23 protein-coding genes are annotated in these 23,408 nt (G+C 62.5%); 15 read left to right on the top strand and 8 right to left on the bottom strand.

The genetic code is table 11. The features are described from left to right. Positions 1-88: 88 nt before the first annotated feature. Entirely contained in the window at positions 89-1,501 is a 1,413-nt protein-coding gene (pykF, locus tag CWM61_RS02740; RefSeq protein ID WP_100630661.1) for a pyruvate kinase PykF, read from the bottom strand. Between the two features lie 137 nt (positions 1,502-1,638). Here pykF and CWM61_RS28990 point away from each other — a divergent pair, with 137 nt between their 5' ends. Both CWM61_RS28990 and fumD read left to right on the top strand, forming a co-directional pair. Further along, positions 1,639-1,770: a hypothetical protein gene (locus CWM61_RS28990; RefSeq protein ID WP_004217210.1), complete on the top strand. Its 132-nt coding sequence runs from the start codon at positions 1,639-1,641 to the stop codon at positions 1,768-1,770. Positions 1,771-2,006: 236 nt separating this feature from the next. Then, positions 2,007-2,219 (top strand): fumarate hydratase FumD, encoded by a 213-nt coding sequence (gene fumD / locus CWM61_RS02730; protein WP_012541399.1) that lies wholly within the window; start codon positions 2,007-2,009, stop codon positions 2,217-2,219. Positions 2,220-2,236: 17 nt separating this feature from the next. On the opposite strand, the gene CWM61_RS02725 is transcribed toward fumD, so the two are convergent. Beyond that, positions 2,237-2,875, bottom strand: a complete 639-nt coding sequence (locus tag CWM61_RS02725) for a TetR/AcrR family transcriptional regulator (protein WP_008804472.1) — start codon at positions 2,873-2,875, stop codon at positions 2,237-2,239. A gap of 126 nt (positions 2,876-3,001) precedes the next feature. Here CWM61_RS02725 and CWM61_RS02720 point away from each other — a divergent pair, with 126 nt between their 5' ends. The 4 genes from CWM61_RS02720 to CWM61_RS02705 all read left to right on the top strand — a co-directional run bounded on the left by CWM61_RS02720 (position 3,002) and on the right by CWM61_RS02705 (position 7,901). After that, positions 3,002-4,855, top strand: coding sequence for a bifunctional sugar phosphate isomerase/epimerase/4-hydroxyphenylpyruvate dioxygenase family protein (locus CWM61_RS02720; protein WP_100630660.1), 1,854 nt, complete (start codon positions 3,002-3,004; stop codon positions 4,853-4,855). 71 nt (positions 4,856-4,926) lie between these two features. Beyond that, positions 4,927-6,249 carry an MFS transporter gene (locus tag CWM61_RS02715; protein WP_023322833.1) on the top strand — a complete coding sequence of 441 codons (1,323 nt, stop codon included), beginning with the start codon at positions 4,927-4,929 and terminating at the stop codon, positions 6,247-6,249. Between the two features lie 15 nt (positions 6,250-6,264). Further along, positions 6,265-7,101, top strand: a complete 837-nt coding sequence (locus CWM61_RS02710) for a shikimate dehydrogenase family protein (RefSeq protein WP_100630659.1) — start codon at positions 6,265-6,267, stop codon at positions 7,099-7,101. Positions 7,102-7,157: 56 nt separating this feature from the next. Further along, on the top strand, positions 7,158-7,901 hold the full coding sequence (locus CWM61_RS02705; protein ID WP_100630658.1) for a substrate-binding domain-containing protein: 744 nt from the start codon (positions 7,158-7,160) through the stop codon (positions 7,899-7,901). Here the strand turns inward: CWM61_RS02705 and CWM61_RS02700 are convergent. From CWM61_RS02700 to CWM61_RS02685, 4 genes are all read right to left on the bottom strand, one after another. Next, positions 7,885-8,634, bottom strand: coding sequence for an ABC transporter ATP-binding protein (locus tag CWM61_RS02700; protein ID WP_100630657.1), 750 nt, complete (start codon positions 8,632-8,634; stop codon positions 7,885-7,887). The two genes, CWM61_RS02705 and CWM61_RS02700, sit on opposite strands and share 17 nt — an antisense overlap. Further along, positions 8,631-9,638 (bottom strand): FecCD family ABC transporter permease, encoded by a 1,008-nt coding sequence (locus CWM61_RS02695; protein ID WP_074385572.1) that lies wholly within the window; start codon positions 9,636-9,638, stop codon positions 8,631-8,633. The genes CWM61_RS02700 and CWM61_RS02695 overlap by 4 nt, the downstream gene beginning before the upstream one ends. After that, positions 9,628-10,686 (bottom strand): ABC transporter substrate-binding protein, encoded by a 1,059-nt coding sequence (locus tag CWM61_RS02690; RefSeq protein ID WP_100630656.1) that lies wholly within the window; start codon positions 10,684-10,686, stop codon positions 9,628-9,630. Before CWM61_RS02690 ends, CWM61_RS02695 begins: the two co-directional genes overlap by 11 nt. A gap of 92 nt (positions 10,687-10,778) precedes the next feature. Beyond that, entirely contained in the window at positions 10,779-11,591 is an 813-nt protein-coding gene (locus CWM61_RS02685) for a DNA-binding transcriptional regulator (RefSeq protein ID WP_074385574.1), read from the bottom strand. 177 nt (positions 11,592-11,768) lie between these two features. Here CWM61_RS02685 and CWM61_RS02680 point away from each other — a divergent pair, with 177 nt between their 5' ends. From CWM61_RS02680 to CWM61_RS02645, 8 genes are all read left to right on the top strand, one after another. After that, positions 11,769-13,433, top strand: coding sequence for a bifunctional 3-(3-hydroxy-phenyl)propionate/3-hydroxycinnamic acid hydroxylase (locus tag CWM61_RS02680; RefSeq protein WP_074385575.1), 1,665 nt, complete (start codon positions 11,769-11,771; stop codon positions 13,431-13,433). 1 nt (position 13,434) lies between these two features. Beyond that, entirely contained in the window at positions 13,435-14,379 is a 945-nt protein-coding gene (gene mhpB / locus CWM61_RS02675) for a 2,3-dihydroxyphenylpropionate/2,3-dihydroxicinnamic acid 1,2-dioxygenase (RefSeq protein WP_074385576.1), read from the top strand. A gap of 17 nt (positions 14,380-14,396) precedes the next feature. Continuing rightward, a complete protein-coding gene (mhpC, locus tag CWM61_RS02670) occupies positions 14,397-15,263 on the top strand; it encodes a 2-hydroxy-6-oxonona-2,4-dienedioate hydrolase (protein WP_100630655.1) in 867 nt (288 codons plus the stop codon). A gap of 10 nt (positions 15,264-15,273) precedes the next feature. Further along, the gene (gene mhpD / locus CWM61_RS02665; RefSeq protein WP_100630654.1) at positions 15,274-16,080 is read left to right on the top strand and encodes a 2-keto-4-pentenoate hydratase; all 807 of its coding nucleotides are present in this window, start codon (positions 15,274-15,276) and stop codon (positions 16,078-16,080) included. Next, a complete protein-coding gene (gene mhpF, locus CWM61_RS02660) occupies positions 16,073-17,023 on the top strand; it encodes an acetaldehyde dehydrogenase (protein WP_023297812.1) in 951 nt (316 codons plus the stop codon). The genes mhpD and mhpF overlap by 8 nt, the downstream gene beginning before the upstream one ends. Next, on the top strand, positions 17,020-18,036 hold the full coding sequence (mhpE, locus tag CWM61_RS02655) for a 4-hydroxy-2-oxovalerate aldolase (protein ID WP_012541412.1): 1,017 nt from the start codon (positions 17,020-17,022) through the stop codon (positions 18,034-18,036). Before mhpF ends, mhpE begins: the two co-directional genes overlap by 4 nt. A gap of 75 nt (positions 18,037-18,111) precedes the next feature. Further along, positions 18,112-19,308: a 3-(3-hydroxy-phenyl)propionate transporter MhpT gene (gene mhpT / locus CWM61_RS02650; RefSeq protein WP_100630653.1), complete on the top strand. Its 1,197-nt coding sequence runs from the start codon at positions 18,112-18,114 to the stop codon at positions 19,306-19,308. A 102-nt stretch (positions 19,309-19,410) separates the two neighbouring features. Next, positions 19,411-20,136, top strand: coding sequence for a polyphenol oxidase family protein (locus CWM61_RS02645; RefSeq protein WP_032730631.1), 726 nt, complete (start codon positions 19,411-19,413; stop codon positions 20,134-20,136). Positions 20,137-20,148: 12 nt separating this feature from the next. Here CWM61_RS02645 and CWM61_RS02640 read toward each other — a convergent pair whose 3' ends face one another. Continuing rightward, positions 20,149-21,729 (bottom strand): rhodanese homology domain-containing protein, encoded by a 1,581-nt coding sequence (locus tag CWM61_RS02640; RefSeq protein ID WP_100630652.1) that lies wholly within the window; start codon positions 21,727-21,729, stop codon positions 20,149-20,151. A 5-nt stretch (positions 21,730-21,734) separates the two neighbouring features. Further along, entirely contained in the window at positions 21,735-22,337 is a 603-nt protein-coding gene (locus CWM61_RS02635) for a cysteine dioxygenase (RefSeq protein ID WP_012541416.1), read from the bottom strand. 106 nt (positions 22,338-22,443) lie between these two features. Between CWM61_RS02635 and CWM61_RS02630 the strand changes: the two genes are divergently transcribed. Further along, complete coding sequence (locus CWM61_RS02630; protein WP_100630651.1) at positions 22,444-23,337, top strand: LysR family transcriptional regulator; 894 nt, start codon at positions 22,444-22,446, stop codon at positions 23,335-23,337. Positions 23,338-23,408 lie beyond the last annotated feature (71 nt).

The raw sequence follows: 23,408 nt of genomic DNA, 5'->3' as shown, positions 1-23,408 counted from the left end.
CATTTTTAATAGGAAGAGCTAATCAATGAATAAAAAAAAGCGCCCCGAGAGGCGCTTTATTAAAAAAAACCAATTAACCTGTAAATTATTACAGCACGTGTACGGAAGCCGTATTAGTGGTACCACTCGGCACTAATGCGCCGGAAACCATCACCACCACGTCGCCTTTACGCGCGAGGCCGCTTTTCAGCGCCAGATCTTTGCCCAGATGATAGAAGTCATCGGTAGAGGCAATCTCTTCGACCAGCTGCGGCACAACGCCTTTGCTCAGCACCAGTTGGCGAGCGGTGGTTTCGTTGGTAGTCAGGGCCAGGATGGTGGCATCCGGGAAGTATTTGCGTACAGCGCGCGCGGATTTACCGCCCTGGGTGGCGACAACGATCAGCGGCGCTTCCAGTTTCTCAGCGGTTTCTACCGCGCCGCGGCACACCGCTTCGGTGATGCGCAGTTTACGGTTGTCGTTGTTGAAGTCCAGACGGCTGGTCATTACGCGGTCAGTACGTTCGCAGATGGTGGCCATGATGGTGACGGCTTCCAGCGGGTATTTACCTTTCGCGGATTCGCCGGACAGCATCACTGCATCGGTACCGTCGAGGATGGCGTTGGCCACGTCGCCGGCTTCAGCGCGGGTCGGACGCGGGTTCTTGATCATGGAGTCCAGCATCTGAGTCGCGGTGATAACCACTTTGCGCGCGCGGATACATTTTTCGATGATCATTTTCTGGGCGAAGATAACTTCTTCAACCGGGATCTCAACACCCATGTCGCCACGAGCAACCATGATGCCGTCAGAGGCTTCGAGGATTTCGTCGAAGTTGTTCAGGCCTTCCTGGTTTTCGATTTTGGAGATGATCTGGATGTTTTCGCCGCCGTGGGCTTTCAGGTGCTCACGGATCTCGACGACGTCGGAACGTTTACGGATGAAGGAGGCCGCGACAAAGTCCACGCCCTGTTCGCAACCGAAGATCAGATCCTGTTTGTCTTTCTCAGCCAGCGCCGGCAGGGCGATGGAGACGCCCGGCAGGTTTACGCCTTTGTTCTCGCCAAGGTCGCCGTTGTTCAGCACTTTACAGATAACTTTGTTGCCTTCGATAGCCGTTACTTCCATGCCGATCAGGCCATCGTCCACCAGAACGGTGTTGCCGACGGTGAGGTCAGACGTGAAGCCTTCGTAGGTCACTGCAACGATTTCGTTGTTGCCGACGATGGATTTATCGGTGGTGAAGGTGAAGGTCTGGCCTGCTTTCAGTGAGACGTCGTTGCCGCCTTCCAGCTTGATGGTACGAATTTCCGGGCCTTTGGTGTCCAGCAGAATAGCGGCTTTCTTACCGGTTTTGCTCATCACATTGCGCAGGTTCTGGATGCGCTGACCGTGTTCCGCATAGTCACCGTGGGAGAAGTTCAGACGCATCACGTTCATGCCGGCTTCCAGCATTTTGGTCAGCATCTCTTCAGATTCGGTTTTCGGACCGATGGTGCAAACAATTTTGGTCTTTTTCATGACAGTTTTAGTCTTTAAGTTGTGAAGGATATGGAATTCTCGCTCCGCGGGCGCACTGCCGGGGAGCCAAACCTGTATTACGAAAGTTGCTAAGCCACGCCCTAAGGATAGGTGACAACCCCGGAGCGTGCAGAAGAATGTGTGCTGGCGGTTCAGCCCATGAAATGTGGCAAGGTGTTATGCGTTTTATCATGCAGTCCAATGCGCTGAAACCATTCAAGAAAGAATCGAAGCGCATTATACGCTGCCGAAATCAAAAAGGAAAATAAAAACCTCGTTTCAAATTATGGACAAAACGCGTAACAAAACCGGCACGTTATGCATAAAAGTACGCAACACATTTTTTCATCACCAGGCAGGCAAAGGGGCAGCAGAACGCGCTTTTTCTCGCATTATGAGCCAGTAAAACGCGCCATTGACCCTTTCTGTCGGGGATGATTTGCGTTGCGGAAAAAATCTATCAATAATGAATTGATTGATAATAATAAAGTGCGAGCAAAACCAGATGGGAAATAAAGCCAAAGACGACGAGCTGTACCAGGAAATGTGCCGCGTGGTGGGTAAAGTGGTGCTGGAAATGCGAGACCTGGGCCAGGAGCCGAAACACATTGTCATTGCCGGCGTACTGCGCACCTCGCTGGCGAACGCCAAAATTCAGCGTTCGGCGCTCACCGTGGAGGCCATGGAGAAAGTCATTCACGCCCTTTCCGGGCATTAACGTCTTTCGCCGGCGGGTCAGGAAATCACGAAGCGGATCACCGCCCGGACGGCAATGTCACAGTGGTGGGCCACCATCGCTTCGTCGTCGATGGCGGGCAACGGATCGTCAAGGTACAGGCTGCTGAAGGTGTAGAAGTTCGACACCTGATAAAAGCTGAAGCTGCTGATTAACCGGTGCACATCGCGTGCTTCGAGCCCCGCCTGAAAGACGCCTTGCTGCTGGCCGCGCTGTAAAATGTCTTCCAGAATCGACAGGGCGGTACGATTCAGCGGTTTCAGTTCACCCGAGGTTTGTAACCACTTGCCGCGCTGCATATTCTCCATGCAAATTACCCGCATATAGTCCGCGTGGGTGGCGTGATAACGCACGCTCCAGCGCACCAGCCGCACCAGCGCCTCCACCGGCGGCACATTCTCCAGCCCCAGCTGCTGCTCGGTTTCGCGGATCCGCGCATACACATACTGCAGCACCTCCTGATAGAGCTGCTCTTTGCTTTTGAAGTAGTAAACCACCATGCGCTTGGTGGTCTGCGCCTCGGTGGCGATCTGCTCCATGCGGGCGCCTGACAGCCCGTGTTCAGCAAAAACAGCGATAGCAGCGCTGAAAATCCGCGCCTTCAGGGATTGTGCTTCATCATGAGCAACGACGGTCATGGCAACTCCTTTTTCTTGGGTGACAAAAAATACACATAATGATCACAATTTAGCAACCTAGTATGGCGCAAATGAACCAAATGATACATATTCAAGGCTCACGTCAGTTGTTGACCCGAGGACCTTATGCTGCGCTCTATCGCCACCGTTTCGATTTCCGGCACCCTGCCTGAGAAGCTGCACGCTATTGCGGCGGCGGGCTATCAGGGTGTGGAAATTTTCGAGAACGATCTGCTCTATTATACGGGGACGCCGGCGGAAATCCGCCAGCTTGCCGCCGATTTAGGGTTAAAAATCACGCTTTTTCAACCCTTTCGCGATTTTGAAGGCGCCAGCCGGGCGCAGTTTGCGGCGAATATGGCCCGCGCTCGGCGCAAGTTTGCCCTGATGCACGAGCTGGGCTGCGACACGCTGCTGCTGTGCAGCAATGTGCAACCGGACTGCTCGGCGGATAGCGAATTGCAGGTCGCGGACCTGCGGGCGCTGGCAATGCTGGCGGAAGAAGAGGGGATCACCATCGGCTATGAGGCCCTGGCCTGGGGAACCCATGTGAACCGCTGGCAGCAGGCCTGGGAGCGGGTGCGGCGGGTGAACAGCCCGGCGCTGGGCCTGGTGCTCGACAGCTTCCATATTCTGGCCCGCGGCGACACCCTGGATGCGCTGTCGTCAGTGCCGGTGGAGAAAATCACCTTTGTTCAGCTCGCCGATGCGCCGTACATGAAAATGGATCTCCTGGAGTGGAGTCGCCACTTCCGCTGCTTCCCCGGGCAGGGCGAGCTGCCGCTGGAGGCGTTTGCCGAGCAGATCACCCGCTGCGGCTATCGCGGCCCCTGGTCGCTGGAGATCTTCAATGACGGTTTTCGCGCCTCGCCGAACGGCGCGACGGCCAAAGATGGTTACCGTTCGCTGCTGTGGCTGGAGGAACAAACCCGCCGTCGGCTCCCGACGTGCGATGCCGATCTGTTTTCACCGCCGCCGTTGCCGGTCTATCACGGGCTGGAGTTTATCGAGTTTGCCGCCAGCGCCGCCGAGGCGCAGCGTCTGGGGCAGCATCTGCAGGCGCTGGGTTTTCAGCACGAGGGAAGCCACCGCTCCAAACAGGTGACGCTGTGGCGCAACGGCGGGGCGCGGATCGTCATCAACCATCAGCCCCACAGCTGGGCCGATCATTTCTATCAACGCCACGGCGTTTCGCTCTGCGCCATGGCGCTGCGGGTCGATCGCAGTGCGCCGATTGTTGCCCGCGCCCGCGCGCTGGGGTATGCCACCTGGCAGGGCGATGCCGGGCCGAACGAAACGCCGATCCCGGCGATCTGCGCCCCGGACGGTAGCCTTATCTATCTCATCGACGCCGGGGAGGCGATCTATGAGCGCGATTTTCATCTGCGCGACGGGCTGATGGTGCGCGAGGATTATCTCGGTATCGACCATCTGGCGCTGGGGATGGAGGCCGACAGCCGCGACAACTGGGTGATGTTCTTCCGCACGGTGTTTGGTTTTACTCTTGAGCATGAGCAGACGCTGCCGGACCCGTATGGACTGGTGCGCAGTCTGGCGGTGCGCAGCCCGCAGGGCGATATCCGTCTGGCGCTGAATATTTCGCAGAGCCGGGCGACGCAGATCGCCCGCTCGGTCGCCTGCTACCAGGGGGCGGGGCTGCAGCATGCGGCCTTTGCCTGCCGCGATCTGCCGGCCACCTGCGACCAGCTTGCCGACGTTGCCCGCCATGCGCTGCCGATCCCGGCCAACTATTATGACGATCTGCTGGCGCGCTTCGGCGGCGAGCTGGACGTTGGGCAACTGCAGCGGCGGCAGCTCCTCTACGACCGCGATCCGCAGGGCGGGGCCTTCCTGCATCTTTATACCCGCCCCTTTACCGCCGGGCGCTTTTTCTTTGAGTTAACCGAACGACGGGCCGGCTACGCGCTCTATGGCGCGGCGAATGCCGCCGTCCGTCTGGCGGCGATGCAGTATTGTTAGCCCGAATCAAATGGTTCATTATGCCTTAAACACAATAACAACATCCTCTGTACCCGAGACAGGAACTGACTATGAGCTCATATAGCCCTAACCCGACGGCTGCCGCCCAGCCTGCCGTCACCGTGCGCCGCTCCCGGCGGCGCATCGGCATCCTTGCGCTGTTGGCCGTTGGTACCATGATCAACTACCTCGATCGCACCGTGCTGGGGATCGCCGCCCCAAAGCTCACCGGTGAGCTGGGGATTGACCCGGCGATCATGGGTATCCTTTTTTCCGCCTTCGCCTGGACCTATGCCCTGGCGCAGATCCCCGGCGGGCTGTTTCTTGACCGCTTTGGCAACAAAGTGACCTATTTTCTGTCGCTGACCCTGTGGTCGCTGTTTACCCTGTTCCACGGCATGGCGGTGGGGCTGAAAACACTGTTGCTGTGCCGCTTCGGGCTCGGCATTAGCGAAGCGCCGTGCTTTCCGGTCAACAGCCGGGTGGTCAGCGCCTGGTTCCCGCAGCATGAGCGAGCGAAAGCCACAGCGGTATACACCGTAGGGGAATACCTCGGGCTGGCCTGCTTTGCGCCGCTGCTGTTCTGGATCATGGACGGCTTTGGCTGGCGGGTGCTGTTCGTCAGCGTCGGCGCGGTCGGCATTCTGTTTGCCCTGGTGTGGTGGCGCTGCTACCGCGAACCGCATGAAGATCCGCGCCTCAGCCAGCAGGAGCGCGAGCATATCGAAAACGGCGGCGGCCTGAGCGCCCCGACGGACCAGCAGGTGGCGTTCAGCTGGCCGCTGGTCCGCCAGCTGCTGAGCAAACGGCAGATCATCGGCGCCAGTATCGGCCAGTTTGCCGGCAATACCGTGCTGGTATTCTTTCTCACCTGGTTCCCGACCTGGCTGGCCACCGAGCGGCATATGCCCTGGCTGAAGGTGGGCTTCTTCTCCATCCTGCCGTTTGTCGCCGCCGCCGGCGGGGTGATGTTTGGCGGCTGGATCTCCGACAAACTGCTCAAGGCCACCGGATCGGCCAACCTTGGTCGTAAGCTGCCGATCGTCGCCGGTCTGCTGATGGCCAGCTGCATTATCACCGCCAACTGGCTGCAGAGCGACCTGGCGGTGATCCTGGTGATGTCGTTTGCCTTTTTTGGTCAGGGGATGGTGGGGCTTGGCTGGACGCTGATCTCCGATATTGCCCCGAAGGGGCTGGGCGGCCTGACCGGCGGCCTGTTTAACTTCTGCGCCAACCTCGCGGGGATCCTCACCCCGCTGGTGATCGGTTTTATCGTTGCCGGGTTCGGCAATTTCTTCTACGCGTTGATCTACATCGGCGGCGCCGCGCTGCTGGGCGTGGTGGCCTATCTGTTTATCCTCGGCGACGTCAAACGTATCGAGTTATCGCAGTAAGCAAAGGAGCAAGGCATGGTGATTAGTGGGAATACGCGGCTGATAGCGCACCTTGGCTATCCGACCGCCAGTTTTAAGGCGCCGATGATCTATAACCCGTGGTTCGTCGACCAGCAGGTGGACGTAAAGGTGGTGCCGATGGGGGTCAGGCCGGAGGACTATGCCGCGTTTATTCCGCCGCTGTTTACGATGACCAACATCATCGGCGCGCTGGTGACGATGCCGCATAAAATCGCCACCTGCGATCTGGTGCAGCGCCTGAGCCCGACGGCGGCTATCGCCGGCGCCTGCAACGCCATCCGTCGCGAGGCCGACGGCAGCCTGAGCGGGGATATGTTCGATGGCGACGGCTTTGTGCTGGGCCTGCGTCGTAAAGGGTTTAATCCGCAGGGGACGCGGGCGCTGGTGGTCGGCAGCGGCGGGGTGGGATCGGCTATCGCCGCCTCCCTCGCGGCGGCGGGAGTCAGCGCCCTGACCCTGTACGATACCCGGCCCGAGGTGGCGCACGCCCTCGCCGGACGGCTGCATCAGCACTATCCGCAGCTCGATATCACCATGATGCAGCACGATCCTGTCGGACACGAGCTGGTGGTCAATGCTACCCCGCTGGGGATGAAGGCCAGCGATCCGCTGCCGCTGAACGTTGACCGTCTGGCGCCAGGCACCTGGGTGGGGGAGGTCGTCATGACCCAGGAGTACACCCCGCTGCTGAGGGCCGCTCAGGCGCGACAGTGCCATATCCAGCGCGGGACCGACATGTTGTTTGAAATGATCCCCGCCTATCTGCGCTTTTTCGACCTGCCGGTAGCCACCCCCGAGCAGCTGCGCACGCTGGCGGAAATTCGCTACTGACGCGACGGCAAACCGGGTAATATAGCGTTATATTATCCGGTTTATAGCGACTGTCTATGATGTCCACTCCTCTCACGCTGCTGGCGGCGGGAAGCCTGAGAAGCGCTTTCCTGCCGCTGGTGGCGCACTTTCAGCAGCACACTGGCCTGGCGGTCGATGCGCAGTTTGGCCCTGCCGGCCTGCTGCGCGAGCGGATCGAGGCCGGGGCGCCGTGCGCGGTTTTTGCGTCCGCCAACGCGGCGCACCCGCAGATGTTGCTGCAGGCCGGTCTGGCGCAGGAATGCCAGGGATTTGCCGGCAACCAGCTGATGCTGACCGCCCGGCGGTCGCCGGAAAACGATGGCCTGGACTGGCTGGCGCTGCTCTGCACGCCCCACCTGCGGCTGGCGACCTCCACGCCGGGATGCGATCCGTCGGGAGATTATACCTGGCAACTGTTTGCCCGAATTGAGGCGCATTATCCTGGGTTGGGCAATGCGATAGCCGGGCGAGCGCAGCCGCGGGTCGGCGGCAGAGACTCACTGAGCGTGCCGCCGGGCGAGATAGCTGGCGCGTGGCTTATTCGCCAGAACCTGGCGGATCTGTTTATCGGCTACGCGCACTATGGCTCCGCGCTGGCCGCCTGCGACGATCTGCGTACCCTGACTATTCCGGCGCCGTGGAATATTCGCTGCGATTACCAGCTGGCGCGCCTCAGGGCGGATCCCGCCGCGTTGGCCCTGTATCGCTTTATCCTCGGCGACGTTGGTCAGAGCTATCTCCGGCAGGCGGGTTTTATGCCGTTCAGCGACGCAGAGTAAACCCTGGCGCCAGAAGAGGGGACGCGGAGGCGGCATGGTGGATCAGACGTACCGGCAGGCCGTACGCTTGCCGGAGGTGCGTTTCGCTCAGCACGTCGGCGGTCTCGCCTGCCAGCCACTGGCCCTCCGGCAGAAGAAGCAGCGTATGGCTGGCCACCTGCAGCGCATGGTTTGGATCATGGGTGGTGAACAGGACGGTGCGCGCCTGGCGGTGAGCGAGGTCGCCGATCAGCTGCAATACCACCTGCTGGTTACCAAGGTCCAGCGCCGAGCAGGGCTCATCCAGCAGGATATTCTGGCTGGCGCTGACCAGCGCGCGGGCAATCAGCACCAGCTGCTGCTGGCCGCCGGAGAGGGCGTCGAAGTCATCTCCGGCCAGGGCGGCAATCCCCAGCTGCGCCAGCGCGTTCTCAACCCGCCGGGCATCCTCCTCGCCCGGCTGGGCAAAGAGATCCACATGACGGGCGCGGCCCATCAGCACGACATCGCTCACGCGCCAGCGAAAAGCGGGACGAAACGACTGCGGGACCAGAGCGACGCCGCCCTCGCACTGCACCTGGCCGCCCAGCGGCGGCAACACGCCGGTCAGGGTATCCAGCAGGGTACTTTTTCCCCGGCCATTGGCGCCCAGCACCGCCCAGATCTCACCGGGCCGGCAGGCCAGCGTGAGCGGGGCGAAGAGCGGCTGACGGTGGCCGTAGCGTAGCGCTTCCAGCGATAATGAGCTGTTCATCGGGCGGTACTCCGGCGCCGGGATTGCACCAGTAAAAAGGTAAACAGCGGCGCGCCGAGCAGGGCAGTGATGATCCCGATCGGGATTTCCGCCTGGGTCAGCGTGCGCGCCAGATCGTCCACCACCAGCATCAGGGCGGCGCCAAGCCAGAAGGCGGTAGGCAGCAGGCGACGATGGTCAGCGCCCACCAGCAGGCGGGCGAGGTGCGGGACCACCAGACCCATCCAGGCGATGCTGCCGCTGACCGCCACCTGGGCTGCCACCAGCACCGCACAGCACACCAGCACGCCGCGACGCAGCGCGGCCACCGGTACGCCAAGACTGCGGGCATCGCGTTCCTCCAGGGCCAGCAGGTTGATTCGCCAGCGCAGCTTCCACAGCACTCCGGCGGCCACCGCCATGGGCAGGAACATAAGCAGTACCTTATGCCAGCTGGCGGTCGCGAAGCTGCCGAGCAGCCAGAAAACAATGTTCGGTAACGTCTCTTCGCTATCGGCGAGGTACTGCATCAGGCTGACCAGCGCGGCGAAGAAGCCGCTGAGAATGATCCCGGACAGAATCAGCCCCAGCGTGCTGTCCCGCCCCTGCAGGGCGGCGAGGGCGTAAATCAGCCCCAGCGCGACGAGGCCGAAGAAAAAGGTCGAGGCCATCATCAGCAGACTGCCGACGCCCAACAGGATCGCCAGCGTACCGCCGAAGGCGGAGCCGGCGGTCACCCCGATGATGTGCGGGTCCACCAGCGGGTTCTGGAACACGCCCTGCAAGGTGGCGCCGCACAGCCCCAGCGCGCCCCCGGCCAGCAGGGCCATGACCACGCGCGGCAGGCGAACCGACCAGACGATCTGCCCGATCACCCCTTCACCTGGCGGCAGATGGACCAGGGTGTGCCCAACGACGCGCAGGCTTAACGGGTACTGGCCGAAACAAAGAGAGGCGACCGCGATCGCCAGCGTCGCCAGCGCCAGGCTACCCTGCAACCGCCAGGGATGGCGGTTAGCGCGCATCTGGCGTCCACGCCACGCGGTAAAAACGCTGATAGTAATCCCGGGCTTTACTGTCCACATCGATGTTCTGATAGCGCGAAGGATAGAGTTTTTTCGCCATCCACAGCTCGCCCAGCGCCAGGGCCTCCGGCATCGGGTAACCCCAGGCTTTGGCGTACTCCGGCATCAGCCACACGCGGTGGTGTTTCACCGCATCGATCGCCTGCCACTGCGGATCGTTCTCTATCTGTTTGACCACCTGCGGATAACGGTCCTGGACGAAGATCACCTGCGGGTTCCACTCCAGCACCTGCTCAAGCGACACCTGACGGGCGCCTTTTACGCTGGCGGCCGCCACGTTCAGCGCCCCGGCGTGCGCCATCATCAGCCCGGTGTATTTACCGGCGCCGTAGGTATTCAGATCGGGGTTGGCCATATACACCCGCACCCGCTGGTTCGGTGGAATATCGGCCACCGGCGCATTGGCTTGTTTACGCGCCTCGAAGGTGTAGTGAATCAGCGCCTCGGCCTCGGGCTGGCGTTCGACGACCTCGCCGATAAGGCGGATCCCCTCCACCAGCCCGGCGTTATAGGCCTGCTCTTCGTCTGCCATGGCGGGGTTCATTTTATTTTTTTCACCCGCGGCGTCCTGGCGCAGCGAGATGGCCACCACCGGGATCCCGGCCTGTTGGATCTGCGCGATCATCGCCGGCGGCGCATAGTTGGCGACAAAAACCACCTGCGGACGCAGCGTCAGCAGGCTTTCAATATTGACCTGGGTGAGATCGCCCGGCGTCGCCAGTTGCCCGATCTCGGGCATAAAGCGGGCGAACTGCGGCCCGAGCTGTTTCTGCCAGCTGCTTAAGACGCCGACGATATCCTCGGCGGCATGCAGTTGCACCAGCAGGTTGAGCGTCTGATGCTGCAGAACCACGACGCGGGTGACGTGGTCGGGGAGGGTGACCTGGCGACCCAGCTGGTCGGTGACGGTGCGGTCGGCAAAGGCCTGGCCGGTGAACAGGCTGGCGCTGAGCAGCGTCAGGCCCAGCAGTAAGGGGTGTTTTGACATGGTGTGGCCCGAATGGCGTGAAAAATTCGCTATGTATTAAATTATATAACGTCGCCGGGCGCAATGGTTGATCGCGTTTACCCTCATCACGATCAAGGCATTTCGTACCACACTTCTTCCTCTTCCATGCGGGCTTCTATCTGGCTCGCCACCCTCTGCAGGGCGGAAAGATGCTTCTGCGCCGCCTGCTCAATGGTCATCGCGCTGGCGATATAGACCAGGTTCAGGCAGCCGATAACCCGCTGCTGGCTGCAGACCGGCACGGCGATGGAGGCGATTTTCTCCTCCTGCTGCCAGCCGCGGAAGTTTTCACCGTAGCCGTTCTGCCGGGTGCGGGCGAGGATCGCCGCCAGCCGTTCCGGTTCGCGGGCCAGCTGATACTCAGCCTCCGGACGGGCGGCCAGCATGCTGACGATGGCGTCGCGTTCCGCGTCGGGGGCAAAGGCCAGCCACGTCAGCCCGGAGGCGGTGAGCAGCAGCGGCAGCCGCCGTCCGACCATCGCGCGGTGAAACGACAGTCGGCTGAAGCGGTGGGTGGTCTCGCGCACCACCATGGCGTCGACGTCGAGGGTGGTGATGTCTGTTGGCCATTGCACCTCGCGTAGCAGCTCGCCGAGCAGCGGCGTGGCGAGGGCAGAAATCCAATGTTCGTCACGAAATCCATCGCTCAGCTGGCGGACGTTAATGGTCAAACGGAAGCTGTCATCGGAGCGGCTGCGGCGGACAAAACCCTCCTCCTGCAGCGTCTCCAGCAGCCGGCGCACGGTGGTGCGATGCAGGCCGCTAAACTCCGCCAGCAGGCCCGGCGTCGCGCCGCCGTCGAATTTATTTAACAATTTTAATAACAATAAACCCCGGCTTAACCCGCGCACCGTTTTGTACGCTGTGGACCCATCGTCATGCATAAATCCTTCCTTAAAATGCTTTATAAACAGCGCTGTGCACCTGGTGCACATTCGGTGATGTTTTGATTGTAGCCGAAAACCCCCGCCCTATACTCAGCCCATTATAAAAATACGTTTACACATGATTAACAAATTGCCTGTCAGTCGGGCAGTTTCCGAGTCGTGAGGTCGCTGAGAATGACAACATCTACACCCGATATTCAACCCGCCGTGCAGCATACCGCTCAGGTCGCCATCGCCGGCGCCGGTCCGGTTGGCCTGATGATGGCCAACTACCTTGGCCAGATGGGCATCAGCGTGCTGCTGGTGGAAAAGCTCGACACACTGATCGATTACCCGCGGGCCATCGGCATTGACGATGAATCCCTGCGGGCGATGCAGGCGGTGGGACTGGTGAATGACGTGCTGCCGCACACCACGCCGTGGCACGCCATGCGCTTTCTGACCCCGAAGGGGCGCTGCTTTGCCGATATCCAGCCGATGACCGATGAGTTTGGCTGGTCGCGGCGCAACGCCTTCATTCAGCCCCAGGTCGATGCGGTGATGTATCACGGTCTGCAGCGTTTCCCGCAGGTCCGCTGCCTCTTCTCCCGCGAAGTAGAAGCCTTTAGCCAGAACGGTGACGGTGTCACGTTAAATCTTAAAGGACCGGACGGCGAGCGGGAGACGGTGCGCGCTGACTGGCTGGTGGCCTGCGACGGCGGCGCCAGCTTTATTCGTCGTACGCTGAACGTCCCCTTCGAAGGCAAGACCGCGCCGAATCAGTGGATCGTCATCGATATCGCCAACGACCCGCTGGCCACCCCGCACGTATACCTGTGCTGCGACCCGGTGCGACCCTACGTTTCCGCCGCGCTGCCCCATGGCGTGCGCCGCTTTGAATTCATGGTGATGCCCGGAGAAACCGAAGCCCAGCTCAGCGAGCCGCACAATATGCGTCGTCTGCTGAGCAAAGTGCTGCCGGACCCGGATCGCGTCGAGCTGATCCGCCAGCGGGTGTATACCCATAACGCCCGCCTTGCCGAACGCTTTCGCATCGACCGCGTGCTGTTGGCCGGCGATGCGGCGCACATCATGCCGGTCTGGCAGGGCCAGGGGTACAACAGCGGCATGCGCGACGCCTTCAACCTGGCGTGGAAGCTGGCGCTGGTGGTCAACGGTAAAGCGGGAGAGGCGCTGCTCGACAGCTACCAGCAGGAGCGCCGCGACCACGCGAAAGCGATGATTGATCTGTCGGTCACCGCCGGCCACGTGCTGGCGCCGCCGAAGCGCTGGCAGGGGGCCGTGCGCGACGGTCTCTCCTGGCTGCTGAACTACCTGCCGCCGGTGAAGCGCTACTTCCTCGAAATGCGCTTTAAGCCGATGCCGCAGTACCGCGAGGGGGCGCTGCTGACCGACGGCGCCGGCAAAACCTCGCCGGTGGGCAAAATGTTTATTCAACCGCAGGTGACGCTGGAGAGCGGCGAGAGCGTGCTACTCGACGACGTCATCGGCGCGAATTTCGCCATTATCGGCTGGGGCTGCAACCCGCAGTGGGGGCTCGACGCCGGGCAGATCGCCCGCTGGCGCGCGGCCGGGGTGCGCTTTATCCAGGTGGTGCCGGCGGTGCAGATCCATCGCGAGCAGGATAACGCCCCCGGCACGTTGCGGGTGGGCGATACGCAAAACCGCCTGAAGAGCTGGTTTGCTCAGCATAACACCGCCATTGCCGTGGTCAGACCGGACCGCTTTGTCGCCGCTCTCGCCATCCCGCAGACCCTCGGCGCGCAGCTGACCGCGCTGGCGGAAAAAATGACTCTCGCGGTCGGAGATACCGCCCACGCTGAAGAGAAGGTGGCCTGATATGCATGCCTATTTGCACTGTCTCTCCCACACTCCGCTGGTGGGATTCGTCGACCCGGAGCAGGCGGTCCTTGATGAAGTGAACGGGGTGATTGCTGACGCCCGGCGGCGGATCGCCGCCTTCGATCCCGAGCTGGTGGTGCTCTTCGCCCCCGATCACTACAACGGTTTTTTCTATGACGTGATGCCGCCGTTCTGCCTCGGCGTCGGCGCCACCGCCATCGGCGACTTCGCCAGCGCCGCCGGCGACCTGCCGGTACCGACCGAGCTGGCCGAAGCCTGCGCCCACGCCGTGATCAACAGCGGTATCGATCTGGCGGTGTCGTACAACATGCAGGTGGACCATGGCTTCGCTCAGCCGCTGGAGTTTCTGCTGGGTGGCCTGGATCGCCTGCCGGTGCTGCCGGTGTTTATTAACGGCGTCGCCGCGCCGCTGCCGGGTTTTCAACGTACCCGGCTGCTGGGCGAGGCGATGGGCCGCTTCCTCAACACCCTCAATAAACGGGTGCTGATCCTCGGCTCTGGCGGACTCTCGCACCAGCCGCCGGTGCCGGAGCTGGCGAAGGCCGACGCCCATCTCCGCGATCGCCTGCTCGGCGGCGGCAAACAGCTGCCGCCGGACGAACGCGAACTGCGCCAGCAGCGGGTGATCAACGCCGCCAGGCGGTTTACTGAAGATCCGCACTCGCTCCATCCCCTCAACCCGGTCTGGGACAACCGCTTTATGAGCCTGCTGGAGCAGGGGCGGCTGGCAGAACTGGATGCGATCGGCAACGACGAGCTGTCGGCGATGGCCGGCAAATCGACGCACGAAATTAAGACCTGGGTGGCCGCCTTTGCCGCGCTATCCGCTTTTGGCCGCTGGCGCAGTGAAGGCCGCTATTATCGGCCGATCCCCGAGTGGATCGCCGGGTTCGGCTCGCTGAGCGCCACCACCGAGATTTGATTAACCGGGAGACTAACATGAGCTATCAACCGCAAACCGAAGCCGCCACCAGCCGATTCCTCAATGTCGACGAGGGGGGCCGCACGCTGCGCATCCATATCAATGACTGCGGCGACGGGAAAGAGACTGTGGTTATGTTGCACGGATCCGGGCCGGGAGCCACCGGCTGGGCCAACTTCAGCCGTAACATTGACCCGCTGGTCGAGGCGGGCTATCGCGTGCTGCTCCTCGACTGTCCGGGGTGGGGCAAAAGCGATGCTATCGTCAACAGCGGCTCACGTTCGGACCTCAACGCCCGCATTCTGAAAAGCGTGGTCGATCAGCTGGGGATCGATAAAGTCCATCTGCTGGGCAACTCGATGGGCGGCCATAGCGCGGTGGCCTTCACCCTGAGCTGGCCGGAGCGGGTGGCTAAGCTGGTGCTGATGGGCGGGGGGACCGGCGGCATGAGCCTGTTTACGCCGATGCCGACGGAGGGCATCAAGCTGCTGAACGCCCTGTACCGCGAGCCGACCATAGAAAACCTGAAGAAGATGATGAGCATCTTCGTCTTCGACACCCGCGACCTCACCGAGGCGCTGTTCGAGGCCCGTCTCAACAATATGCTGTCGCGCCGCGATCATCTGGACAACTTCGTCAAAAGCCTCGAAGCCAACCCGAAGCAGTTTCCTGACTTTGGCCCGCGGCTGGGCGAAATCAGCGCGCCAACCCTGATCGTCTGGGGACGCAACGACCGCTTCGTGCCGATGGACGCCGGGCTGCGCCTGCTCGCCGGGATCGCCGGTTCGGAACTGCATATTTACCGCGACTGCGGCCACTGGGCGCAGTGGGAACATGCCGACAGTTTTAATCAGCTGGTGCTCAATTTCCTCGTACGGGCTTAAGGAGTTAATGATGACTTTTTCTCTTGACGCGCTGGCCCGGCAGCTGCGCGACGCGGAACAGACCGGCCAGGCGATCGCCCCACTGCGCGATATCCTCGGCGTCGACAATGCCGACGCCGCCTATGCCATCCAGCGTCTGAACGTCCAGCACCACGTCGCCCATGGCCGGCGGGTGGTGGGCCGCAAGGTGGGCCTGACCCATCCCAAAGTGCAGCAGCAGCTGGGCGTCAATCAGCCGGACTTCGGCACTCTGTTTGCCGACATGTGCTACGGCGACAACGCCGAGGTGCCGTTTGGTCGCGTGCTGCAGCCCAAAGTGGAAGCCGAGATCGCCCTGGTGCTGAAGCAGGATCTGCCGCATGCCGATACCACCTTTGATGAACTGTATAACGCCATCGAATGGGTGCTGCCGGCGCTGGAGGTGGTGGGCAGCCGCATTCGCGACTGGTCAATCGGCTTTGTCGACACCGTCGCCGATAACGCCTCCTGCGGCCTGTACGTCATTGGCGGCCCGGCGCAGCGCCCGGCGGGACTGGATCTGAAGCAGTGCGCCATGCACATGACCCGCAACCAGGAGCTGGTCTCCAGCGGTCGCGGCAGCGAGTGCCTGGGACATCCGTTGAATGCCGCAGTCTGGCTGGCGCGCAAGCTGGCCAGCCTTGGCGAACCGCTGCGGGCGGGAGATATCGTGCTGACCGGGGCGTTAGGTCCGATGGTGGCGATTAACGAAGGGGACAGCTTTGTCGCCCATATCGAAGGTATTGGCTCAGTCGCGGCACGCTTCGTCGCCGCCGGAGAAGGACATCGTAATGCGTAAACGTAAAGTCGCCATTATCGGCTCCGGGAATATCGGCACCGATTTAATGATTAAAATCCTGCGCCACGGCCAGCATCTGGAGATGGCGGTGATGGTCGGCATCGACCCGCAGTCGGATGGCCTGGCCCGCGCCCGGCGCATGGGCGTCGCGACCACCCACGAAGGGGTGGGCGGCCTGATGCAGATGGCGGAATTTGCCGACATCGATTTTGTTTTTGACGCCACCAGCGCCGGGGCGCACATCAAAAACGATGCCGCGTTGCGCGAAGCGAAGCCGGGGATCCGCGTCATCGACCTGACGCCGGCGGCGATTGGCCCTTACTGCGTACCGGTGGTCAACCTCGCGGCCAATCTCCATCAGGGCAACGTCAATATGGTGACCTGCGGCGGGCAGGCGACCATCCCGATGGTCGCCGCGGTCTCGCGAGTGGCGAAGGTGCATTACGCGGAGATTGTGGCCTCGATCGCCAGCCAATCCGCCGGGCCGGGCACGCGGGCCAATATTGACGAATTCACCGAAACCACCTCGCAGGCGATTGAAAAAGTCGGCGGCGCGGGCAAGGGCAAAGCGATTATTGTGCTGAACCCGGCGGAGCCGCCGCTGATGATGCGCGATACCGTCTACGTCCTGAGCGAGCTGGCGTCGCAGGAGGCCATTGCCGCCTCGATCGCCGAAATGGCGGCGGCAGTGCAGGCTTACGTCCCGGGCTACCGGCTGAAGCAGCAGGTGCAGTTTGAGGTTATCCCCGAGGATAAGCCGGTCAACCTGCCCGGCGTCGGCTGTTTTTCCGGCCTGAAAACCGCGGTTTACCTCGAAGTGGAAGGGGCGGCGCACTATCTGCCGGCGTACGCGGGCAACCTCGATATTATGACCTCGGCGGCGCTGGCGACGGCGGAGCAAATGGCCGGGGCAATGCACAGCGCGGCGGGAGCGACAGCATGAACGGTAAAAAACTTTATATCTCGGACGTGACGCTGCGCGATGGCATGCACGCCATTCGTCACCAGTATTCCCTGGCGCAGGTGCAGCAGATCGCCGGCGCGCTGGATAAGGCTGGGGTCGACTCCATCGAAGTGGCCCATGGCGATGGCCTGCAGGGATCCAGCTTCAACTACGGCTTTGGCGCACACAGCGACATCGCCTGGATTGAAGCGGCGGCGGAGGCGGTCAGCCAGGCGAAAATCGCCACCTTACTGCTGCCGGGCATCGGCACGCTGCACGATCTAAAAGCGGCGTATCAGGCCGGAGCGCGGGTGGTGCGGGTCGCCACCCACTGCAGCGAAGCGGACGTCGCGGCGCAACATATTGCCTTTGCCCGCGAGCTGGGAATGGACACCGTCGGTTTTCTGATGATGAGCCATATGATCTCCCCGCAGGCACTGGCGCAGCAGGCGCTGAAGATGGAATCTTATGGCGCGACCTGTATCTATGTGGTGGATTCCGGCGGGGCGATGAACATGAACGACATTCGCGACCGTTTCCGTGCCCTGAAGGCGGTGCTGAAGCCGGAGACCGCCACCGGGATGCATGCCCACCATAACCTGAGCCTCGGGGTGGCGAACTCTATCGCCGCGGTGGAAGAGGGGTGCGATCGCATTGACGCCAGCCTGGCCGGGATGGGCGCGGGGGCGGGCAATGCGCCTCTGGAAGTGTTTATTGCCGCCGCCGACAAGCTCGGCTGGCAGCATGGCACCGATCTCTACGCCCTGATGAACGCGGCCGATGATCTGGTGCGGCCGCTGCAGGACCGCCCGGTGCGTGTCGACCGCGAAACGCTGGCGCTGGGCTACGCCGGGGTCTACTCCAGCTTCCTGCGCCACAGCGAAGCGGCGGCCGAGCGCTATGGCCTCAGCGCGGTGGATATTCTCGTCGAGCTGGGCAAGCGGCGGATGGTCGGCGGTCAGGAGGATATGATCGTCGACGTCGCGCTGGATCTGCTTAACCGCAATAAATAACGAAAAACGTGCGGCTGACAAAGCATCAGCCGCCAGTCACCTGCTCCGTTTGTCCGGCTATCGCCAAGGTACCCTATGACCAAGATAACGACTGCAACCCCCTCGCGCCTGGTGGTCACCATCGGGCTCTGTTTTATGGTGGCCCTGATGGAAGGGCTGGATCTGCAGGCGGCGGGGATTGCCGCCGTCGGCATGGCACAGGCCTTTGCGCTGGATAAAATGCAGATGGGCTGGATCTTCAGCGCCGGGATCCTCGGCCTGCTGCCCGGCGCGCTGGTAGGCGGCATGCTGGCGGACCGCCACGGGCGCAAGCGCATTCTGCTGGGGTCGGTGCTGCTGTTTGGCCTGTTCTCGCTGGCCACCGCGGTGGCATGGAGCTTCCCGACGCTGCTGCTGGCGCGCCTGCTCACCGGCGTCGGGCTCGGGGCGGCATTGCCGAACCTGATTGCCTTAACCTCGGAAGCCGCTGGCTCACGCTTCCGCGGCCGGGCGGTAAGCCTGATGTACTGCGGCGTGCCCATTGGCGCCGCGCTGGCGGCGGCGCTGGGCTTTTCCGGTCTCGCCGCGGCCTGGCAGACTATTTTCTGGATTGGCGGCGTGGTCCCGTTACTGCTGATCCCGCTGCTGATGCGCTGGCTACCGGAGTCGCAGGCGTTTCAGCGCGCGGAGGCCAGCGTGCCGCTGCGTACCCTGTTTGCCCCGGGCCAGGCCGCCGCCACCCTGCTGCTGTGGCTGGGTTATTTTTTCACCCTGCTGGTGGTCTATATGCTGATCAACTGGCTGCCGATGCTGCTGGTGGGCCAGGGATTCCGCGCCAGCCAGGCGGCGGGGGTGATGTTCTCTCTACAGATCGGCGCTGCCTGCGGCACGCTGCTGCTGGGAGCGCTAATGGATAAGCTCACCCCGCTGCGGATGTCGCTCCTGATCTACTGCGGGATTCTGGCTTCCCTGCTGGCGCTGGGCAGCGCGTCGTCGCTGAACGGAATGCTGCTGGCGGGGTTTGTCGCCGGGCTGTTTGCCACCGGCGGCCAGAGCGTACTCTATGCCCTGGCGCCGCTTTTTTACCCCGCAGCGATCCGCGCCACCGGGGTCGGCACCGCCGTGGCGGTGGGCCGTCTTGGCGCGATGAGCGGCCCGCTGCTGGCCGGCAAGATGCTGGCTCTCGGCACCGGCACCGTCGGGGTGATGGCGGCCTCGGCGCCCGGCATTGTGCTGGCCGGCGTGGCGGTGTTCTGGCTGATGCATCGCCAGCAGCGCGCCGCGATTGTCTGAGACGCATCCGGCGGTCTGGCAAAAAAATGCCGGGCCGCCGCCTTGCCTGTCCGCGTCACCTGGCCTATGGTAAGACATCATTCCCTGACGCTTATCGTCCCTATGGCTTACACCTCCCGTTTGCTCAATGCTATCCCTGGCATCCGCCACGCTTTTCTCGATGTCCACGAAACCGCCGCCTTTCCCTATGCCGAGCTGGCTCCGGTGAAGCTGGTGCATGGTAATGAGGTTCATCATTATCAGCAGCCGCTGCCGACGCGCCCGCACGCCGACGCGGTGTTTACCGCGGTAGCCGGGCAAAAGGTGGGGGTGGTGACCGCCGACTGTCTGCCGATGCTGATCGCCTCGCGCGACGGTCGCTTCGTCTGCAGCGTGCATGCCGGCTGGCAGGGGCTGGTCAGCGGCATTGTCGACAACAGTCTGGCCTGTTTTCGCCAGCAGGGGGTGGCATTGGCCGATCTGGTCATCGCCGTGGGGCCGCATATTCACCCTTGCTGTTACGAAGTCTCCGCCGCATTTTATCAGCAACTGCTGGACCAGCCCGGCGGTGATCGGGTGGCCCGCCATCGCCAGCGGCTGTTTCATTCCCGTTCGGGCCCGGTCAGCGATGCGCTCAAAGCCGCCGCACGCGGCAGCGATAATCTGTGGTTTGATCTGCGCGCCTTTGCCGAAGCGATCTTCGCAGAGGCGGGAGTGTCGCCGGCGAGCGTTGAATGGCTGGGGAGTTGCACCTACTGCACCCCGCAGTCGCTGGGCTCCTACCGACGCCGGACCCATTTTCCGGCGCCGAAGAGCTTTCAGTATTCGTGGATCCTGCGCGAGGCCTGAGGCGCGCTCGCGCTAGAGCACCCGAAAACCGTGGGTGCCGTCGCGGGCCAGCTGATCCACCAGGCCATACTCCCACTCCAGATAGGCCTGCATGGCCTCGGCGGAATTATCGGTTCCTTCGTACGGACGACGATAGCGGTCACGGCGCTCGACGGCGAGGCCGCTGTCGCCATGCGCCAGCGGTAGACCGGCGGCGATCCACGCCAGCGTCCCGCCGGTAAGCAACTGCACCGGTTTACCGGTCAAGGCCGCCACCTCCGGCACCGCGTAGCGGGCCAGCAGACTGCTGCCGCAGGTCACCACGTATCGCTGTGCGGGAGGGATCACATCCAGGGCCTGGCGCAGCTGCGAGCGCGTTAGCCACCACGCGCCGGGGATATGGCGAGCGACAAAGTTGGCGCTGGTGGTGAAATCGAGCACCACCGTACCGGGTTCGTCCAGCTGTTGCGCCAGCTGCGCCGGGCTTATCTCCTCCGCCTGCGGGCCGGGCGGCACCTCGGCGGCCGGCACCCCGCGTTCGCTCAACTGGCTGGCCGACAGCGCGCTCAGCCGCGCCGTCTCCCAGCCCATCTGCGCCAGCCACGAGCCGGTTATCGCCGCCCGGATGCCATCGTCATCCAGCAGCACAATTCGCGCCCCTCGTACGCTGGCGAAGTGATCGGTCTCCTGCACCAGCTGGCCGCCTGGCGCGCTCAGGCTGCCGGGATAGTGACCCGCCGCGTACTCCTCGGGGCTGCGGACATCAAACAGGAAGGTAGTGCGGTCGTTCTGCTGCAGCCAGCGTTGCAGCGTGGCCTCATCGATGACCACCACCCCGGCCCGTTCGGCAAGATGCGCCACCTCAGCGGCCCGGGCGCCGGAGGCGCGGGCGGAGGGATCGTATTGCCGCTGCTGCTGGTGCGCCAGCGTCTGGCCGGCCAGCGTCCAGCCGATAGTGCCATTGCGCAGGGCATGGACCGGGTTTGGCACGCCGGCGTTGATCAGCGACTGGGTGCCGATGATGCTGCGGGTGCGTCCGGCACAGTTGACGATAACCGGCGTCTGCGGGGAGGGCGTCAGGCTCTCTACCCGCAGGGCCAGCTCGCCGCCGGGCACGCTGATGCTGCCGGGGATGCTCATGGTCTGGTACTCATCGAAGCGCCGGGCGTCGACGATCACCACCTCCTGCTGGCTGTCGATGAGCGCCTGAACCTCCTGGGCGCTGAGCGACGGCGTGTGACGCACGCTTTCCACCAGTTCACCAAAGGCTTTACTGGCGGAGTTAACGTCCTGAAACAGCTCGCCGCCGCTGCGGCGCCAGCCGGCGAGCCCCTCTGTCAGCAGGGCCACATCCTGATAGCCCCAGGCCCGCAGTCGTTCGACGGCGATCTCCGCCAGACCTTCGCCGTTGTCGTAAACGGTGAGCGGGGTGGTGAAGCGCGGTATTCGCCGGCGGACCTCCAGCTCCAGTTTGCTGAGCGGCAGATTGACGGCAAACAGCGGATGATCGGTGGCGAAATCGGCCTCTTCGCGGACGTCGATCAGCGCCAGTTCACGACGATCGAGCAGTGCCTGGCGGATCTCGGCGGCCTGGCGATAAGCGTAGGTGGACATAGTGGTTATCCTTGATGTTCGCGGGAGGAATCCCAGATATTGGGTAAATGGCGGTTGGAGTAGCCGGAGATAAACGGTTTCTGCTGTCCTTCCGGGGTATACACGGCGCGCTTCACCGCGCCGATATTGCCGCCGTAGATGTGAATGCTGATGGAGACGCGATCCGCCAGCGCATTGCTGACGCGATGAATATCGCCATCGTCAGCGGAGACTTTCTCCACCTGGCCTGCTTCCAGAAGCGTGGCGGCGCCCAGCGCGCGCGGTATGCCATCGGCATCCAGCTGGTAGCGTTGATTCTCTTCCGCGCCTCGCAGCATACCAATGGCCCCCCACACCCGGTGGTCATGGATCGGCGTCGCTTGCCCCGGTCCCCAGACGAAGCTGACAATCGAGAAGCGCTCCCCGGAGTCGGCATGCAGCAGATACTGCTGGTAATGGTGCGGATGCGGCAGGGTGTACTCTTCCGGCAGCCAGTCGTCGTAACGCACCAGCGCCGCCAGTCGCTGCGCCACGGCGTCAAGCAGCGGGGCGGTCTGGTGGTGCTCACGGTGCAGGCGGTCTACCTCATGAATGAAATGGCGTAATTTTTCCAGTCGTGGTGCAGTCATGTGCGGTTCCTGTCAGAGGGACTGGTCAAAACGCTAACAGAGGCGTTAATATTATTTAAATGCAATTTACGCATATATTAATATGCAAATTTCACATAAGGATCCTATGCGCATTGACGATATCGACGCTTTGCTGGCCACGGTGCAGTTTTCGTCCCTCAATCAGGCCGCGGAATATCTGGGGATCACCCAGTCGGCCATCACCCGGCGCCTGCAACGCCTGGAGCAGGAGCTGAACGTGACGCTGTTGGAGCGCCAGACCCGCCCGCTGACCCTGACTGCCGCCGGACATCGGGTGTACGAGCAGTGTCTGAGCATTAAGCGTGAGACGAAAAAACTCTACAGCCTATTGGATCCGGAAGGCGAGCCGCGCGGCGCGCTGCGTCTCGGCGTGCCGCAGAGTCTCAGCGAGATTGCCCTGCCGGCTGCGCTGTCAGCGCTGAGCCAGCAGTTTCCCGGACTGTCGCCGCAGATCACCTGCGGCTGGAGCGGACAGCTGCAGCGTAGGCTGGAAAACGGCGAGCTGGACGGCATGCTGGCGATGGGGCCGGCCCAGCAAAGCTTCGCCGAGGGCTATAGCGGACGGCTGCTGTGTCCCCTGGAGGTGGTGCCGATCGTCGGCCGGCGTTTGAATTTACGCGCGTCATCCCTGCGGGAGTGCGCCGAACAGGGCTGGATCCTTAACCCCGACGGCTGTGGCCTGCGCGCCGGGCTCATTCGCGAGCTGCAGAGTCAGGGATTGCGGTTGAAGCTTAATGTCGAGAGCGCGGGCGCGCAGCTGCAGATAGCGCTGGTGGCGCAGGGACAGGGGCTGGGTCTGGTGCCGCGGGCGGCGCTGGCCAGCAGCCCGTGGCGGGACGAGATCGCGGTCCTCAACCTCAGCGATTTTCAGCCTGCGGTCTCACTGTGGCTGATCCACGCCCAGTATCTGGCAAACCTGCAGCCGCCGCTGACCTTTTTCGCCAGCAAAGTGGTACAGCAGCTGACAGTATCCGACTGAAAGCACTATGCATTTTTGTTTAATGCTAATTCAGCATATTAAGATATGATAAAAATGCATTTTGCTCATTA

The sequence above is a fragment of the Klebsiella sp. K-Nf6 genome (assembly GCF_002806655.1).
Lineage (GTDB): Bacteria > Pseudomonadota > Gammaproteobacteria > Enterobacterales > Enterobacteriaceae > Klebsiella > Klebsiella variicola.
This window is presented reverse-complemented; position numbering and strand designations above follow the sequence as displayed.